This window comes from Frondihabitans sp. 4ASC-45 (assembly GCF_049472575.1).
In the GTDB taxonomy this organism is placed as follows: Bacteria; Actinomycetota; Actinomycetes; order Actinomycetales; family Microbacteriaceae; genus Frondihabitans.
Window position 1 is genome coordinate 48,601 of record NZ_JBCEBN010000003.1, and the last position, 17,109, is coordinate 65,709.

A 17,109-nucleotide genomic window follows, 5' to 3' on the forward strand; every position below is an offset into this window, starting at 1 on the left:
AGCGCCCATGTCGACGTCCGTGTCATCCAGCCCCGGCCCCACGCCCGCTGACTCCGCCCCGCGCGGGGTCGAGGTGAACGGCGTCAACGTCATCGACGAGTCGGAGCGCAAGGGCACGCCGCGCCAGCTGTTCTGGCCGTGGTTCGCGTCGAATGTGTCGATCTTCGCCATCCCGTACGGCGTCTACATCTTCGGGTTCGGTGTCTCCTTCTGGCAGGCGGTGATCCTCGGCGTCGTCGGCATCGTCTTCTCGTTCCTGCTGTGCGGCTTCATCTCGGTGGCAGGCAAGCGAGGCAACGCTCCGACGCTCACGCTGAGTCGAGCAGCATTCGGTGTCAGGGGCAACCGTGTGCCGTCGATACTCTCGTGGATCCTGACAGTCGGTTGGGAGACCGCCCTCACCTCGACAGCCGCCTTGGCCGTCGCCACCGTGTTCGAAGAGCTCGGATGGAACGGCGGGATCGTCACCAAGGTGGTCGCGCTCATCGTGGTCGCGGGTCTCGTCGTTCTCGGCGGAGTGCTCGGGTTCGACTTCATCATCCGCCTGCAGAAGTGGATCACGATCATCACAGGCGTCCTCACGGTCGTCTACATCGTCCTCTCGGCGCATCAGGTCGATTTCTCGACCGTCTCGGCTCTCCCGGCTGGCAATGCGGCAGCCTTCATCGGCGCCCTCGTCCTGGTCATGACCGGATTCGGTCTCGGCTGGGTCAACGCGGCGGCCGACTACTCCCGCTACCTGCCCCGACGTTCGTCGAGTCGCGGGGTCGTGGGCTGGACGACATTAGGCGCTTCCGCCGCCCCGATCGTTCTGGTCGTATTCGGCTTGCTTCTCGCCGGAAGCTCGGCAGAACTCAGTGCGGCGGTCGGGCCCGACCCGATCGGCGCTCTGGCGTCGATTCTGCCGATCTGGTTCCTCATACCGTTCGCCCTCGTGGCCGTGCTCGGCCTTGTCGGCGGAGCCGTCCTCGACATCTACTCGTCTGGGTTGGCGCTTCTCAATGCCGGTCTGAAGATCCCCCGTTATCTCGCCGCCGGAGTCGACGGTGTCCTGATGATCGCTGGATCCATCTATGTCGTCTTCTTCGCCAACGACTTCATCGGGCCCTTCCAGGGCTTCCTCATCACACTCGGCGTTCCGATCGCAGCCTGGGCGGGGATCTTCCTCGCCGATGTTCAGTTGCGAAAGGCCGACTACTCCGTCTCCGAACTCTTCGCGGCAAAGGGCCGTTACGGCTCCGTCCAGTGGGTCACAGTCGGTCTTCTCGTTCTGGGCACCGCCATCGGCTGGGGGCTCGTGACAAACGCAGCCGCGGGCTGGCTCGGGTGGCAGGGCTACTTGCTGGGCGACGGAGCGTTCCTCAAGCAATGGGGCGGTGCCAACCTCGGCGTCCTGGCCGCACTCCTCATCGGCTACCTGGGAACGCTGCTCTTCATGCGCCCGGTCGTCCGGCAGCAGGAGGGCATCCTCCAGCTCGATCGAGACATCGTATGAGCCTGACGTTCGCCACGCCGCCGTGGCTGATGGCGATCGATATGCAGCGGGTCTTCGGCGACCCGGGCAGCGACTGGTTCACGCCCGACTTCGGGCTGGCCAGCTCGCGTATACAGCAGCTCCGGCCCGCCTTCAGCACTCGCGTGGCCCTCACGCGCTTCGTGGCACCGGCCGAACCCACCGGAGCCTGGATTCCGTACTACGAGGAGTGGCCGTTCGCGCTCGTGCCCGACACGGATCCCCTCTACGAGTTGATGCCCGAGTTCCCGGTCGGAGACGCCGTCGTGGTCACCCGCCCGACGTTCGGCAAATGGAGCGATGAGACCGCCAAGGCGCTCGGCGGTGCCACCGATCTCGTGCTCGCCGGGGTCTCGACCGACTGCTGCGTGCTGTCGACGGCCCTCGCCGCGGCCGACGCCGGGGTACGGGTGCGGGTCGTTGCCGATGCCTGCGCAGGGCTCAGCGAACTCGACCACCAGCGAGCCCTCGACGTGATGGCGCTCTACGCGCCACTCATCGAGATCACGACGACCGACGAGGTGCTCGCAGCGCTCTGAGCGGCGCCGACCCTCGCCGACGGGGTGACCGCCCGAATTCGAAGGAGATCCTTGTCGGTGAGGCCGTCGGATCCTTGATTTTGCGTTGACCGGCTCACGATTCTCCTTCGAATTCGGGAACGGGAGCAGATCAGGCAGTGACGCGCGCAGGCAGACGGTGCACACGAGCCAGCCCGGGAGCGGCTACAGCCAGGCACACGAGGGCGCCGATTCCGCCGGCGAGAAAGGCCACGCCGGGTGCAGAACCGTCGATCAAGGCACCGCACCCCGCGACGGCGAGCGCAGCACCCGTGTTCACCGCCGTGTCGATCCAGCTCGACGCCTCGGTGCGCACGTCGGCGTCGGTCAACTCGTCGGCGAGCAGGTAGCCGGTGACGAACGCCGGCGCGAGGAAGAACCCGACCACGACAAGCCCCACGGCCAGCCCGAGGAGGCCAGGCACGAAGACGAGCAGGGCGCACGAGACGCCCATCCCCAGGCCGATGCCGAGGAGGCGACGACCGGGTGGCGACGACCAGGTGCGGTGTCCGTAGACGAGGCCGCCCACGGCCGAGGCGGCAGAGAAGACGGCGAGAAGGATCCCGGGGCCGAGAATCGACGCCGATCCCTCGCCCGCGGCCGGTGCGGCGACCTCGACAGCGCCGAGCGCGAGCCCGACACCCAGCAGCCCTAGCACGACCGAGACGAACCCCGGTTGTGCGAGCGGACGCGACGACCGTTTCGCCGGAACGGTGGCGGCGACCCGAGCACGGGAGGCCGCGCCGCTCGTCATGAAGAGAGTGCCGACGAGCGACAGGGCGGCGGTCATGTACAGCGCGGCCGGAGGCGACCAGACGGCGATGACGACCGCCACGACGAGCGGACCGGTCGTGAACAGGGTCTCCTGCGAGATCGCGTCGAGAGCGTAGGCCCGGGCTCGAAGCACCGGAGAGTCGGTCAGCTGCGCCCAGAGCACGCGCATGGCGGCTCCGAGCGGCGGGGCGAAGACGCCCGCGAGACCGGCAAGAGCGATCAGGATCCAAAGCGGCCGACTCCCCGACGACGCCAGAGTCGCCAGCACGGCCAGGCTCGCCGCGTGACCGATCGCGAGAGGGGCGAGAACTCGCCGCTGACCCCACCGGTCGACCAGGCGCGCGCGAATGGGCGAAGCCACGACGTTGGCCACTCCGAACACCCCGGAGGCCGCCCCGGCCGCGCCGTACGACCCGGTTGCTGCCTCGACGGTGAGCAACAGGGAAAGGGCGACCGTGGCAAACGCGAGCCGCCCGATCAAGGCCGGGAGAAAGACGCGGAGGGCGTGCGGGAGTCGGAGGACCGCGAGGTATCCACTCGACGGGGCCGGGCTGGATCCTGGGGTCTTTTCGTCACCCGGGGGCGCCTGTGGAGAACTCACACCCCCAATTCTCGCCCACCAGTAGTGTGGTCGAGGGCCACGAGCCCACCACCTCACTCACCACCGACGGAGCACCCGATGCTCGTGGAGAAAACATGCCTGGAGAGAACCTCACCCGTGTCGAAGCGCAAGAGCGCAAGAGCATCGTCGACGTCCAGTCGTACGAGATCTCGCTCGACCTCACCCGCGGCGAGGAGGTCTTCGGCTCGACGACGACCGTGAAGTTCACGGCCACCGAGGGCGCTTCGACCTTCATCGACGCGTTCACCCGCACCGTGCACTCGGTCACTCTCAACGGGCAGGCGCTCGACGTCGCGTCGATCAACGACGGCGTGCGCATCCAGCTCGACGGCCTCGCCGCCTCCAACGAGCTCACCGTCGTTTCCGACGCCGAATACACCAACTCGGGCGAAGGCCTGCACCGCTTCGTCGACCCGGTCGACTCCGAGGTCTATCTCTACTCGCAGTTCGAGGTGCCCGACAGCCGCCGCGTGTTCGCCGTGTTCGAGCAGCCCGACCTCAAGGCGACCTTCCAGTTCACCGTCACCGGGCCCGCTCGCTGGCAGATGGTCTCCAACTCGATCACGCCCGAGCCCGTTGTCGACGGCACGGATCCCGCTACGGCGACGGCTACGTGGTCGTTCGAGCCGACCGCCGTCATGTCGAGCTACATCACCGCGATCGTCGCCGGCCCCTACGACGTCGTCCGCTCGTCGCTGACCTCCTCTGACGGCCGCGAGATCCCCCTCGGCATCTTCACCCGCAAGTCGCTGTCCGAGTTCATGGACGCCGACTACATCTTCGAGAAGACCCGCCAGGGCTTCGCCTACTACGAGGAGAAGTTCGACTTCCCCTACCCGTTCGACAAGTACGACCAGCTCTTCGTGCCCGAGTTCAACGCGGGCGCCATGGAGAACGCTGGGGCGGTCACCTTCACCGAGACCTACGTGTTCCGCAGCAAGGTCACCGACGCCATCAAGGAGCGCCGGGTCGTCACGATTCTGCACGAGCTCGCCCACATGTGGTTCGGCGACCTCGTCACGATGAAGTGGTGGAACGACCTCTGGCTGAACGAGTCGTTCGCCGAGTGGGCCTCCACCATCTCGACCGCCGAAGCCACCGAGTGGACGGAGGCCTGGACGACCTTCCAGGCGATGGAGAAGAGCTGGGCCTACCGCCAAGACCAGCTGCCCTCGACCCACCCGGTCGTCGCAACGATCAACGACCTCGAAGACGTCCAGGTCAACTTCGACGGCATCACCTACGCCAAGGGCGGCTCGGTGCTGAAGCAGCTCGTCGCCTGGGTCGGCATCGACGCGTTCTACGCGGGTGTCGCCGCCTACTTCAAGAAGCACCACCACTCCAACACCGAGCTGAGCGACCTCCTCACCGAACTCGAGGTCACGAGCGGGCGCGAGCTGACGAGCTGGTCGAAGCTCTGGCTCGAGACGGCGGGCGTCAACACGCTCCGCCCCGAGATCGAGGTCGACGCCGAGGGCACCATCACCTCGTTCGCCGTGCTGCAGACCGCTGCCGCCGACTACCCGACGATCCGGCCTCACCGCCTCGCGATCGGCCTGTACTCGCTCGACGGCGACTCGCTGGTGCGCACCGACCGTGTCGAGATCGACGTCGACGGCGAACGCACCGACGTGCCCGAGCTGGTCGGCCTCAAGCGAGGCGACCTGGTGCTGATCAACGACGACGACCTCGCCTACGCGAAGATCCGTCTCGACGACGTCTCCCGCGCCACGGCGATCGAGCACCTCGCGAAGATCCACAACCCGCTGGCTCGCGCGCTCGTCTGGGGTTCGATGTGGGATGCCACCCGCGACGCCGAGAGCGCCGCTCGCGACTACGTGAAGCTGGTACTGGCCAACATCGCGACCGAGACCGAGTCGACGACCATCCGCACCACGCTGTCGCAGCTCACGCAGGCGGCCCGCAGCTACGTCGACCCCGCCACCCGTGCGGCGACGATCACCGAGGTCGGCGACGCCCTGTGGGCGCTTGCGCAGGCGGCCGAGGCCGGTTCCGACGCGCAGTTCCAGTTCGTGAAGTTCTTCGCGAACATCGCGTCGACCGATGCCCACGGTGACGCCCTCCAGGGCCTCTCCGACGGATCGATCGCTCTCGAGGGTCTCGAGATCGACACCGACCTGCGCTGGGAGATCCTCGAGGGCCTCGTGCTCGTCGGCCGAGCCGGCACCGCCGAGATCGATGCGGCACTCGCCGCCGACAACACGGCAAACGGCGCTCAGGCGGCGGCACGGGCTCGAGCGACGATCCCCACGAGCGCGGGCAAGCTCGCTGCCTTCGCGTCGATCGTCGACTCCGACGAGCAGCCGAATGCGATCGTGCGGGCCACGACGATGGGCTTCCAGCACACGAACGACCCGTCGATCCTCGAGCCGGTCGTCGCGAAGTACTTCGACTCGCTCACCACGATCTGGGAGACGCGCAGCTACCACATCGCCGACACCCTCGTCTCGGGCCTCTACCCGGCCGTGCTCGCCGACTCCGCCCTCGTCGAAGCCTCCCAGGCGTGGCTCGCGGCCAACCCGGAGACACCGGCCCTGCGACGCATCGTGACGGAAAACGTGGCCGGCACGGAGCGCGCTCTGCGGGTTCAGGCCGCCGACAAGTAGCGGCTGCGGCCGGCAGCCTGGCCGGCTAGTGGGCTAGCCGGCTGGCGAGCTGCATCCCGACGCCGAGCGGCGGCACCCTTCACGGGTGCCGCCGCTTCGCTGTGTGCCGGCCGGATCGTGCGTCTCGCTGGCCTGGTCCCGCGAGATGGCCTGATCTCCGGCGAATGCGCTGCGATCGCGGAGATCAGGCCATCTCGCGGGTCGCCGGCGGCTCGCGAGCCCCAGGCACCTCGCGAGGCCCGGGCCAGGCGTCGAGATCGCAGTTGAGGTCGCCAGGGCCCGACCACTACTGCGATCTCGGCGCCGCAGGCCCGGGTCGCTCAGCAGACCCTTGAACTCTTCCTCGTAGCATTGGCCGAATGGTCACTCAACTCCTCGCAGCCGCTGCGACCAAGACGAGCGCCGCCGACGACATCGCGACCGGGGCCAGCGCCTTCTGGGACGCCTGGGGCACGCCGATCGCGGTCGCCGGCGTCATCGTCGGTGCGGTAGTGCTCCGCATCATCGTCCACTTCGTCATCCGTCGTGTGGTCGACCAGATCGTCACGGGCGTCAAGAAGAAGCAAAACGTCGACGACACTCAGGCGCTCAACTCTCCCCTGCGCGCGGTGCGGGTGGTCCAGCGCACTCGAACTCTCGGCAGCGTCCTCAACAACGTCGCGACGGTCGTCATCGCGGTGATCGCCATAGCGACGATCCTCGCCACGTTGAATGTCGCCACGGTCGGGCTCGTCAGTGCGGCGAGCGTGATCGCGGCCGGCCTCGCCTTTGGCGCGCAGAACATCGTCAAAGACATTTTGAGCGGCCTGTTCATGGTCGTCGAAGACCAGCTCGGAGTCGGCGACATCGTCGACGTCCAGCTGGCGACCGGCGTCGTCGAGGCGGTGGGCATACGTGTGACTCAGGTGCGCGACGTCAACGGCACCCTCTGGTTCGTCCGCAACGGCGAGATCCTGCGCGTCGGCAACATGTCGCAGGGCTGGGCCCGCGCCATCATCGACATCGCCGTTCCATACGAAAACGACATCGACGAAGTCGAGTCGATCGTGCTCACGACGTCGGCGGCGGTTGCCGCGCAGCCCCGCTGGAAGACGCGCATGCTCGAGAAGCCCGAGATCTGGGGCCTGCAGTCGATCTCGGAGTCGCACCTCGTCATCCGTCTCGCCGTTCGAACCCGGTCGGCCGACAAAGACGCGGTCGCACGCGAGCTGCGCCTCCGCATCGTCCGCGCGCTCGACGCGAAGGGCATCCACCTCCCCTCGCTGCAGAGCGTGGTCCTGTCGGGCTTCGAGGAGGCCACCAACATCCGGGGGGCTCGCCCGATCGAGACGCAGCCGACGCCGGTGCAGGGGCGGAACAAGGCGCCGCGGGCACCACGTCGGGGCAGGAACGCCCCGCCCACGGGAGACAATGAGGCATGACCGAAACGCACCCTGTCCCTTCTGGTGAGCCGGTGGAACACCAGCGCTCTCTGCCTCTGGGGCAACCCGTCACACTTCGGTCAGGTAGGGGCGACGACGATGCCCAGGGCAATTTCTGGGTCAAGGTCGGCGGTCGCCCGACGTTCGAGAAACTCGTGCGACGCTTCTACGAGGGCGTGCAGACCGATCCGATCATCTGGCCGATGTACCCGGCCGACGACCTCGAGGGCGCCATTCAGCGGCTGACGGGGTTTCTCGAGCAGTACTGGGGTGGCCCGACGACGTACAGCGACGAACGCGGACACCCGAGGCTTCGCATGCGGCACAACCCGTTCACGATCACTCCCGCGGCACGGGACCGCTGGCTCGTGCACATGCGCGATGCGGTCGACTCGCTCGACCTCGCGCCTCTCGACGACGCGATGCTGTGGGGCTACCTCGATCGAGCCGCACACGCGATGGTCAACTCGTTCGCCGAATGACTCACACGCGACCAAGCTTCTCGTAGCTGCCTGCGCGCAGGTCGTCGACGAGGCTCGCGCGCGATGGCGCCGGGCCGTGTTCGGCTCGACCCCAGGATCCGACGGCTAGAGCAACGAGGAACGCCGCTTCACGAGCACGTGCCCGCGGCTGGTTGAGAGGCGTGTCCAGGCACCCACCGTGAAGACCCGGGTCGGCTCCTCACCGGAGAGGAACCCGAGCGTCAGCGCCGCAAAGGCCGCACCGGCCGGAACCCCGTCGGTGCCGTCGATCGGGCGCGTCCAGACGCCCGAGCGGACCTTCTGCACGATCTGCTCGCCCGTTCCCGTCGGGATGACTCGGGCGACCTCGTCGATTCCCGCCTTGGCCGTGGCCTCGAGGACGGCCGCGTCGACTGCGGCCGCCGCCTGCCAGCCACCTCGCGGCGGGGAGATGGCGGCCCAGGAGGCCGCGATCACGACGGGTGGAAGCGCGACGACGACGGCGGCGGTGGGGTCGACGACCTCGTTCTGGAGCCGCACAAGTCGCTCCTGGACGGAGCGGATCGGCACCACGGAGTCGAAGGTCGCTTCGCTTCCTTCGGCCAGGGCATACGTTCGCAAACCCAAGACCGTCGGGCTCGCGTCGAGGAGACCGGCCGGGCTGAGGACGCCGACGTAGGCGGCGAGCACCCCGCCCGCTCCGATGAGGCGCACGGCACCGTCGTCGACCGCGGCAGCCCGCGCGAGGAAGGTGTGCAAGTCGTCGAGCGAGAGCGAGTCGGGGAGCGTGAATGCGGTAGTCATGAGCGATCTAAACTACCGCTGATGAACTCCGACCCGTCGCACCTCGCGGCCGCCACCGACCCCCTGGCCGACCTTCTCCATGCTCTCGAGCTCACACCGTCGGGCACCGACACCTTCGAGGGCTCGAGCCAGTGGATGCCCAATGGGCGTGTGTTCGGTGGGCAGGTGCTCGCGCAGTCGCTCATGGCGGCCGCGCAGACCGTCGATGGCGAGCGCGTGCCGCATTCCCTGCACGCCTACTTCCTGCGCGCCGGCAAGGTCGAGTTTCCCGTGTCGTTCCAGGTCGACCGGAGCCACGACGGCCGTTCCTTTGCGTCCCGCCGGACCGAGGCCTCGCAGAACGGCGTGCCGATCATGACGACGATGTCGTCGTTCCAGACGATCGACGGAGGAATAGACCACCAGGTCGAGGCGCCGAGCGGGTTGCCGGATCCTGAATCCCTTCCGACGCTCGCCGAGGGGCTCGAGGGCATAGACGATCCGTCGGCGAGGTTCTGGGCCCACGGCCGGCCGTTCGATATCCGTCACGTGCCGTCGCCGATCTTCCTCCGGGTCGAGGGGGCGCACGTCGCGCACCAGGCACTGTGGATGAAGACGGTGGGGCGGCTTCCCGACGACGACCTCGTTCACCGCGCTGCGCTCGCCTACGCAAGCGACCTCGGCATCCTGGAGCCGATCCTGCGGCGACACGGCGTTCCGCTGTCGGCACCCGGTATCAAGATCGCCAGCCTCGACCATGCCATGTGGTGGCACCGGGCCGGGCGTGCCGATGAGTGGCTGCTCTACGCCATGGAGTCGCCGAGTGCGCAGAGCGGACGTGGGCTGTCGACCGGGCGCTTCTACGACCGCAGTGGGCGCCTGCTCGCGTCGGTCGCTCAGGAGGGCATGACCAGGGTTCCTGGCGCGTAGCTCGGCGGTGTGAGTCAGCGAGACCTCAGAAACGACCGCCGATCGGCGCGATCGGCGGTCGTTTCTGAGGTCTCGACAAATGACGCGTCAGCGACGCCGGAACGTCAGCGGCTCATCGACGAACGGCGACCAGGCGGTTCGTTCGGCGTCGTTGATCCGGCGCGGGCGCTGCGTCGAGGCATCGACCAAGACCAGCGTCGAAGCGGCACGGGTGTGCAGCACGCGTGGCTCGACTCCGACCGGCGAGAAGACCTCGTAGAAGATCTCGAGGCTGGCACCGCCCATGTGGCCGATCCAGAGCTGGATGTCGAGGGGCAGACGCGTGTACGCGATCGGCGCGAGGTACTCGACCTCTTGCCGCGCGATGAGCGACCATGTGTCGGTTCCCGGGCTCGAGTCGAGGATGGCCGTCGCGGTCGAGTCGCCCGACTCTTCGCCGGCCGACCAGAACGCCTGGATCCTGGCCTCTTCGAGGAGGTGCAGCATCTCGGCGTTGTTCACATGGCCATAGGCGTCGAGGTCGCCCCACCGCAGCACGGTGGGAACGTGAAGCCTCGCCACGTCAGTCTCTCGTCAGCTTGCGGTACGTGACCCGGCTCGGCTTGGCGGCGTCGGCGCCCAGGCGCTCGATCTTGTTCTCTTCGTAGGCCTCGAAGTTGCCCTCGAACCAGTACCAGTTGGCCGGGTTGTCGGGGGTGCCCTCGTAGGAGAGGATGTGCGTCGCGATGCGGTCGAGGAACCACCGGTCGTGAGTGATGACCACAGCACAGCCGGGGAACTCGAGCAGGGCGTTCTCGAGGCTGCCCAGGGTCTCGACGTCGAGGTCGTTTGTGGGCTCGTCGAGCAGCAGCAGGTTGCCGCCCTGCTTGAGGGTCAGCGCGAGGTTCAGACGGTTGCGCTCACCACCCGAGAGCACGCCGGCCTTCTTCTGCTGGTCGGGGCCCTTGAAACCGAACTGCGACACGTAGGCCCGCGACGGGATCTCGGTCTTGCCGACCTGGATGTAGTCGAGGCCCTCGGAGACGACCTCCCACAGGTTTTTGTTGGGGTCGATGCCGCCGCGGTTCTGGTCGACGTACGAGATGTCGACCGTCTCGCCGACGTTCAGGTCTCCGCCGTCGAGCGGCTCAAGCCCCGTGATGGTCTTGAAGAGCGTGGTCTTGCCGACGCCGTTCGGGCCGATCACGCCGACGATTCCGTTGCGTGGAAGGGTGAACGAGAGGTTGTCGATCAGGACCCGCCCGTCGAAGCCCTTTTCGAGACCCTTGGCATCGATCACCTGCTGGCCCAGACGCGGACCGACCGGGATGATGATCTCTTCGAAGTCGAGCTTCTTCGTGCGCTCGGCCTCGGTTGCCATTTCTTCGTAGCGAGCGAGGCGGGCCTTCGACTTGGCCTGGCGGCCCTTCGAGTTGCTTCGTACCCACTCGAGCTCGGACGAGAGTCGCTTGGCGAGCTTCGCGTCTTTCTTGCCCTGAATGTTGAGGCGCTCGCCCTTCTTCTCGAGGTAGGTCGAGTAGTTGCCCTCGTACGGGTAGAGACGGCCGCGGTCGACCTCGGCGATCCACTCGGCGACGTGGTCGAGGAAGTACCGGTCGTGTGTCACGGCGAGGACGGCGCCGTGATACTGGCTCAGGTGCTGCTCGAGCCACAGGACGCTCTCGGCGTCGAGGTGGTTAGTGGGCTCGTCGAGAAGCAGGAGATCGGGCTTCTGCAGCAGCAGCTTGCAGAGCGCGACGCGGCGCTTCTCACCACCGGAGAGATTGGCGATCTGGGCGTCGCCCGGGGGCGTCCGCAGGGCATCCATGGCCTGCTCGAGCTGGGAGTCGAGATCCCAGGCGTCGGCCGCGTCGATCTCTTCTTGCAGACCGCCCATCTCTTCGAGAAGGGAATCGAAGTCGGCGTCGGGCTCGGCCATCGCGGCCGAGATCTCGTTGAAGCGGTCGATCTTTCCCTTGATCGGCCCCACGCCCTCCTGGACGTTCTCGAGGACGGTCTTGGACTCGTCGAGCTCGGGCTCCTGCATGAGGATGCCGACGGTGTAACCCGGGCTCAGCTTCGCCTCGCCGTTCGAGGGAGTGTCGAGGCCGGCCATGATCTTGAGAATCGTCGACTTACCGGCACCGTTCGGGCCGACGACGCCGATTTTGGCTCCGGGGATGAACGACATGGTCACGTCGTCGAGGATCAGCTTGTCGCCGACCGTCTTTCGCGCACGGACCATCGAGTAAATGTATTCGGCCATGGGGTCCAGTCTATTTGGGGAATGGGTCGCGGGCGGCGACTCTGAGACGAGGTCTCACCAGTCGATAGCGCGAGTCGTTCCGATCAGGCATTTGCCGGTCTTCAAGACCGGAGAGGAAGTGCTGGCGAACCCGTTCTGACCGATCTGCCCGACAAGACAGTCGTCACCCCGCCAGCGCACCGAGACCTCGATCGAGTCGACCTGACGGCCGATCGAGGTGGAGTCGGCGGTGACCTCCATGTTCTTCTTGGAGAAGCCGGCCGAGCTCAGGGCGTCGACGATGTCTCGACCCTGCGCGCCCGAATCGGCGTCGAGCTTCTTCTTCATCACGGAGTCGAAGAAGCGGAGCGCCTCGGCGGTCGAGGCGGTCTTCGAGAAGCTGGGCGCCGGCTTGGGCGTGGCAGTCGACTCGGCGGTGGAGGTGGCCGTCGCCGACTCCTGCGACGCCGAAGGACTCGTTGTCGGCTCAGGCGCCTGGGTGGTGCACGCTGTCGTCGCGAGGAGGACGAGCAGAGTGAGCCCGGCGACCGCCCTGCCCGTGCCCTGGGATCGCTGAGTTCGAAAGACCACGGCCCGAGTCTATTCGACCCGATCAGAACGGGGCCTCTTCGCCGACGACGTGCCACCCGGGCTGCTGGTCGACCGGGGAAGGCGGCTTGGAGGCCGCCGGGACGAGGGCTGGAGCGGCGGCGGGCACTGCGACGTGGGTCGGCGGAGGCGGCGCGCTCGGGACGCCCGGTTCGGAGCCGGAACCGGGTGCCGCGGTGGTGACGGGCGTCTCGAGGTGGCCCGAGGGATCCTGCGGGGGTGCCTGCTGAGGATCGGTCGCGTTCTCGTCGTGCTCGTCTGCCGCGCCGGGGGCCGGTGCCGCGCGACCTGCGGCCTTCGTGAACGTGGTTGTGCCGAACAGCAGATCGGGCCCGAGCGATTCGGCGTCGATCTCGACGGAGGTGCCGGAGCGGTCGTCTTTCTGCCAGTTGCGGATACGCAGACGGCCGGAGACGAAGACGCGGTCACCCTTGTCGAGCGAGGCGTCAGCGTGATCGGCCAGCTGGCGATACACGTTCACCGAGTACCAGTTGGTATCGGAGTCGACCCAGACGGCGCGCGAGCGATCGTAACGACGCTGAGACGACGCGAGGCGGAAGGTGACGAGCGAGATGCCCGAGGTGGTGCTCACCCGCTTGAGCGGGGTCGCGATGGTGCCGGTGAGGGAGATGGTGTCTGTCATGACCGAAAGTCTCGCGACGACGACAACGGCCCGAGGCTGTCTCTCCCGCTTCTGGGGAGAGACAGGCCGTCGGGCCGGTTGTGGAGACCAGGGCGCTCCCGGTCAGTGACTCAGTGCTCGGTGAACTCGGGTCGATCCGCGCCGGGGCCGAGCGCCGCGTGGATGGCGCGCTTCGCGACGTCGAGAGTCGGGTAGGCGCCGTGATAGTCGGCCTCGCGACCGACTCGAATGGCGAAACCCTCGCCGGTGCGGTGGATCGATCCCACGGCTCCGGCGGGGCCGCTGGCCACCCAGGTGCTTTGCATGGTGGTGACGGTGTCGTTGCTCATCGTTGAGCTCCTTTCGATGTGGCCGAGGCGCGGTGCCGCGACCTATGACGCCAAGACGTACTTGCCGTACGACTTGCGGATCTTGTTGACCTTCGGCAGCGCGACCGCGAGGCAGTAACCCTGACCGGGATTCTTGGCGAAGAAGTCTTGGTGATACTCCTCCGCGTCGTAATAGACGCCGAGCGGCTCGAGGGTGGTCACGATGCCGCCCTCCCAGTACTCCGCAGCACGGTCGAGGGCCGCTTCGAACTGCGCCTTCTGCGCGTCGTCCGTATAGAACATCGCCGAACGGTACTGAGTGCCGACATCGGCACCCTGGCGATTGAGCTGTCGCGGATCGTGAAGGGTGAAGAAGACGTCAAGGATGACCTCGGCCGGGATGACCTCCTCGTCGAAGGTGACCTGAACGGCCTCGGCGTGCCCCGTCGCGCCGGTGCAGACGGCCTCGTAGCTGGGATTCGACATCGAGCCTCCCGTATAGCCGGAGACGACGTCTGTGACGCCCTGCAGGGTGCGGTAGACGGCGTCGAGACACCAGAAACAGCCGCCGGCAAGCGTGAAAGTCGTCATGACCTCACGATACTCCCCGGCCCTGCAGGCGTCAGTAGGCTCAGCCCTATGACCTCACCTTTCACGCCCTACGTCGCCGACGCCGAACGGTACGAAAAGCTCCCCTACGACCGGATCGGCCGGAGCGGACTGCGACTCCCCCGCATCTCGCTCGGATTCTGGAACAACTTCGGCACCGACCGCTCCCTCGAGACGCAGCGTGACATCGTGCTCCGCGCCTTCGATCGCGGCGTGACCCACTTCGATCTGGCAAACAACTACGGCCCCCCGTACGGCTCGGCCGAGGAGCAGTTCGGCCGGATCCTGAGTGCGAATCTCGCGCCCTACCGCGACGAGATCCTCATCTCGTCGAAGGCCGGCTACGACATGTGGCCCGGGCCGTACGGCGACGGCGGCTCGCGCAAATACCTGCTCTCGTCGCTCGACCAGAGCCTCACGCGCATGGGCCTCGACTACGTCGACATCTTCTACTCGCACCGCCCCGACCCCGAGACGCCCATCGAAGAGACGATGGGTGCGCTGGCCACGGCCGTCCGCCAGGGCAAGGCCCTCTACGTCGGCATCTCGAACTACGACCCCGCCCAGACCGAGGCGGCCATCAGCGCCCTCGCCGCCGAGGGCGTGCCGCTGCTGATCCACCAGCCGCGGTACAACATGTTCGACCGCCGACCCGAGCAGGGCCTGTTCGACACCCTGACCGCCAACGGCGTGGGCTCGATCGTCTTCTCGCCGCTCGCGGGCGGGCTGCTGACTGGTCGATACCTGAACGGAAAGGCACCCTCAGGATCCAGGGCTGCCGAGGGTCGCTGGTTCACCGAAGACGTGCTCGATGAGACCTACCTCTCTCGGGTCGGCGCCCTCAACGACATCGCGTCGGCACGCGGGCAGTCGCTCGCCCAGCTCGCGCTGCTGTGGGTGTTGCGGCAGGAGGCCGTGACGTCGGCCCTCATCGGCGCCTCGAGCGTCGCGCAGCTCGACGACAGCCTCGACGCGCTGCACGGCGCGGATCTGAGCGACGCGGAGCTCGCGGCGATCGAGCCTCTCGCTGTCGACGGCACCGGGTCGGGTCGGTAGTCGCGCTCAGTATCGCCGGATGGTGAGACCTCAGAATCGCCCGCTTTTCTCCTCGAAAAGCGGGCGATTTCGAGGTTTCGCGCCGGATGCGTGGTCGCGCGGGCTCGAATGTCGGTGGTCGTACGTATGTTCGATTTGCACCCAGAGTCCATCCGACCACAGCGAGGAGCACCACGATGACCACCCTGACCTTCACCCCCGATTCCGTTCCCGGCGCCCTCGCGACGGCGCCTTCCGTTCGCGAGCAGCGGGGCGGGCTCACTCTCGTCCAACTTCACGACGGCCTCATCCGCGTGACCCGGCCGTCGGGTGAAGTGCTCGGGTACGTCGAGAGCTATCAGCACGCCGAGGGCGAGCGATTCCGCGCCAAGCGTTTCCTCCCGCGGCAGCGTCGGTTCGTGGAGATCGGCGAGTTCTGGAGCCGCAACGATGCAACCGACTGCTTCCGGTTCGCCTGAGTTCGCTGTCGCCTTGCCTGAGCGGGGTGGCGTTTTGCGTGCCGATTACGCCCCGATGCCTGTCGCAGCCCGGCCTGCGGCCCTGGAGCAGTTAGTGTGCGCGGCATGACCTGGTGGAACGCGCTGACCGACTGGCTGACTTCAACCGAAGGGCAACGCATCATCACGAACGTCGTTCTGCCCTTTGTAGCGATCATCGTGGCGGGTGTCTTGGCTGCGCTCATCGCTCGCAGCATGGGCAAGCGGCTACTCGAGGCGCGTGACCGCGAAGCCAAGGCGAACACGGTCACGGCCCTGATTGCATCGGCCCGTCGTTCGATCGAGTGGAGCACGCTCGGCACCGACGAACGAGCGCACACGGCGCACCTCTCCGACGAGGCGTCGATCAGGCTCCGGCTGCTTCCCGTCGCGGGCGCCGACCTCGCCGCCGTCTGGTCAGAGCACGAGATCGCGTCGATTCGCAGCAACTCGGCCACCTTCCGATTCCAGGCCGAGCAGACCTTTGCCGACCTGCGCGACCGCCTTGTGCAGTGGCAGACCAAGCCGACCCGGGCGAAGAAGCTGTTCCGCGACGAGGTCGAGCGCTGGAACGCCGAGAAGGCCGAAGACAAGGCGTCTCAACCCGAGTCGGCGACGACGCAGTCGTTCGTTCCGGTCGACGGCGAGTCCAGTCCGGTGCAGGCGCCCACAGCGTTCGCACCCGCACCCGTCGTTCCGGCTACGCCCCCGGCCGCGGCCACCCAAGACGCCGCCATCGCCGCGATGGAGCAAACGCCTGCCGAACCCCAGGTGGTAGCTGCGGCCCCCTCCGCGACCGCCACCGACGAGGCGTCGCCGGTCGAGACCGCCCCTCGCGAGGCATCCCCGAGCGAGGAGGGGCGCGCCGAAGCGGCCGACGCCGAGGCGGGGCTGTCGAGTGAGGCTCACGTGCAGGGCGGGGCCGAGGTGAGCGGCGTGGGGGCGGATCCTTCGGTTTCTGGCGGCGTACCCGCTCGCGCCTCGACCGGCATGGTGACGACGCCCGTGGTCAACGCGCCCGCGCCGGTCGGTGCAGAGTCGACGAGTACAGAGGCGGCGAATGCGGAGGCGGCGAGCGCGACGCAGGAGACCACCGCCGATGCGGAGCGGGGCCTCGAGCCAGCCGACAGCGAGTCTCGCGATGACGAGTCGGGCGACGATCGCGAGCCGGCGTTCAGCGCTCCGGTCAGCGCACATCAGGTCCGTCGCCGCACGGCACCCGACGAAAGCTGAGCGAACGGGCGGCGCGTAGTACCGTAGTCATCGATTGCGGTCGGTCGTCTCCCCCCGTAGCTCAGTGGAAGAGCACGTGGTTTCTACCCACATGGCCGGGGGTTCGAATCCCTCCGGGGGGACTCCTGCATCTCTATGTGCGACAGATCTAGTCGCGTTTCGCAGGTTTAGTCGCGGTAAATCGCGACTAGACCTGCGAAATGCCACGAGACGCAGTGTCGTCAGTGATTCGACGGGTGTCGCTAACCGAATCACGCACCGCC

The 17,109-nt window shown here is 67.3% G+C and carries 17 protein-coding genes and 1 tRNA gene; 10 read left to right on the forward strand and 8 right to left on the reverse strand.

Translation table 11 applies throughout. The annotated features are described in order from the left end of the window. Nucleotides 1–7: 7 nt before the first annotated feature. Entirely contained in the window at nt 8–1,495 is a 1,488-nt protein-coding gene (locus VH571_RS06420; protein ID WP_423263805.1) for a purine-cytosine permease family protein, read from the forward strand. Then, nucleotides 1,492–2,052: a cysteine hydrolase family protein gene (locus VH571_RS06425; RefSeq protein ID WP_423263806.1), complete on the forward strand. Its 561-nt coding sequence runs from the start codon at nt 1,492–1,494 to the stop codon at nt 2,050–2,052. The genes VH571_RS06420 and VH571_RS06425 overlap by 4 nt, the downstream gene beginning before the upstream one ends. 130 nt (nt 2,053–2,182) lie before the next feature. Here the strand turns inward: VH571_RS06425 and VH571_RS06430 are convergent, their stop codons facing one another. Then, nucleotides 2,183–3,445: an MFS transporter gene (locus VH571_RS06430; protein WP_162237126.1), complete on the reverse strand. Its 1,263-nt coding sequence runs from the start codon at nt 3,443–3,445 to the stop codon at nt 2,183–2,185. A 95-nt stretch (nt 3,446–3,540) separates the two neighbouring features. Between VH571_RS06430 and pepN the strand changes: the two genes are divergently transcribed. The 3 genes from pepN to VH571_RS06445 all read left to right on the forward strand — a co-directional run bounded on the left by pepN (nt 3,541) and on the right by VH571_RS06445 (nt 7,996). Further along, the gene (gene pepN / locus VH571_RS06435) at nt 3,541–6,093 is read left to right on the forward strand and encodes an aminopeptidase N (RefSeq protein WP_423263807.1); all 2,553 of its coding nucleotides are present in this window, start codon (nt 3,541–3,543) and stop codon (nt 6,091–6,093) included. Between the two features lie 359 nt (nt 6,094–6,452). After that, nucleotides 6,453–7,514, forward strand: a complete 1,062-nt coding sequence (locus tag VH571_RS06440; RefSeq protein ID WP_423263808.1) for a mechanosensitive ion channel family protein — start codon at nt 6,453–6,455, stop codon at nt 7,512–7,514. Further along, the gene (locus tag VH571_RS06445) at nt 7,511–7,996 is read left to right on the forward strand and encodes a globin (protein WP_423263809.1); all 486 of its coding nucleotides are present in this window, start codon (nt 7,511–7,513) and stop codon (nt 7,994–7,996) included. The genes VH571_RS06440 and VH571_RS06445 overlap by 4 nt, the downstream gene beginning before the upstream one ends. Nucleotides 7,997–8,101: 105 nt before the next feature. Here the strand turns inward: VH571_RS06445 and VH571_RS06450 are convergent, their stop codons facing one another. Continuing rightward, nucleotides 8,102–8,779: a hypothetical protein gene (locus VH571_RS06450; protein WP_423263810.1), complete on the reverse strand. Its 678-nt coding sequence runs from the start codon at nt 8,777–8,779 to the stop codon at nt 8,102–8,104. Nucleotides 8,780–8,800: 21 nt separating this feature from the next. Between VH571_RS06450 and VH571_RS06455 the strand changes: the two genes are divergently transcribed. Then, a complete protein-coding gene (locus tag VH571_RS06455; RefSeq protein ID WP_423263811.1) occupies nt 8,801–9,688 on the forward strand; it encodes an acyl-CoA thioesterase in 888 nt (295 codons plus the stop codon). Nucleotides 9,689–9,775: 87 nt separating this feature from the next. Here VH571_RS06455 and VH571_RS06460 read toward each other — a convergent pair whose 3' ends face one another. The 6 genes from VH571_RS06460 to msrA form a co-directional block, all read right to left on the reverse strand. Further along, a complete protein-coding gene (locus tag VH571_RS06460) occupies nt 9,776–10,249 on the reverse strand; it encodes an acyl-CoA thioesterase (RefSeq protein WP_055962816.1) in 474 nt (157 codons plus the stop codon). A 1-nt stretch (nt 10,250) separates the two neighbouring features. Continuing rightward, a complete protein-coding gene (gene ettA, locus VH571_RS06465; RefSeq protein ID WP_423263812.1) occupies nt 10,251–11,933 on the reverse strand; it encodes an energy-dependent translational throttle protein EttA in 1,683 nt (560 codons plus the stop codon). A 54-nt stretch (nt 11,934–11,987) separates the two neighbouring features. Further along, entirely contained in the window at nt 11,988–12,503 is a 516-nt protein-coding gene (locus VH571_RS06470; protein WP_423263813.1) for a DUF6993 domain-containing protein, read from the reverse strand. Between the two features lie 22 nt (nt 12,504–12,525). Then, the gene (locus VH571_RS06475) at nt 12,526–13,164 is read right to left on the reverse strand and encodes a single-stranded DNA-binding protein (RefSeq protein ID WP_423263814.1); all 639 of its coding nucleotides are present in this window, start codon (nt 13,162–13,164) and stop codon (nt 12,526–12,528) included. A gap of 110 nt (nt 13,165–13,274) precedes the next feature. Next, nucleotides 13,275–13,493 (reverse strand): methyltransferase, encoded by a 219-nt coding sequence (locus VH571_RS06480; protein ID WP_423263816.1) that lies wholly within the window; start codon nt 13,491–13,493, stop codon nt 13,275–13,277. 42 nt (nt 13,494–13,535) lie between these two features. Beyond that, nucleotides 13,536–14,063, reverse strand: coding sequence for a peptide-methionine (S)-S-oxide reductase MsrA (msrA, locus tag VH571_RS06485; protein WP_194605129.1), 528 nt, complete (start codon nt 14,061–14,063; stop codon nt 13,536–13,538). A gap of 48 nt (nt 14,064–14,111) precedes the next feature. Between msrA and VH571_RS06490 the strand changes: the two genes are divergently transcribed. The 4 genes from VH571_RS06490 to VH571_RS06505 all read left to right on the forward strand — a co-directional run bounded on the left by VH571_RS06490 (nt 14,112) and on the right by VH571_RS06505 (nt 16,968). After that, the gene (locus tag VH571_RS06490; protein ID WP_055962833.1) at nt 14,112–15,137 is read left to right on the forward strand and encodes an aldo/keto reductase; all 1,026 of its coding nucleotides are present in this window, start codon (nt 14,112–14,114) and stop codon (nt 15,135–15,137) included. A 176-nt stretch (nt 15,138–15,313) separates the two neighbouring features. After that, entirely contained in the window at nt 15,314–15,595 is a 282-nt protein-coding gene (locus tag VH571_RS06495) for a hypothetical protein (protein WP_194605125.1), read from the forward strand. 105 nt (nt 15,596–15,700) lie between these two features. After that, nucleotides 15,701–16,846 carry a hypothetical protein gene (locus VH571_RS06500; RefSeq protein WP_423263820.1) on the forward strand — a complete coding sequence of 382 codons (1,146 nt, stop codon included), beginning with the start codon at nt 15,701–15,703 and terminating at the stop codon, nt 16,844–16,846. Between the two features lie 50 nt (nt 16,847–16,896). Continuing rightward, nucleotides 16,897–16,968, forward strand: a tRNA-Arg gene (locus VH571_RS06505). Nucleotides 16,969–17,109: the final 141 nt, after the last annotated feature.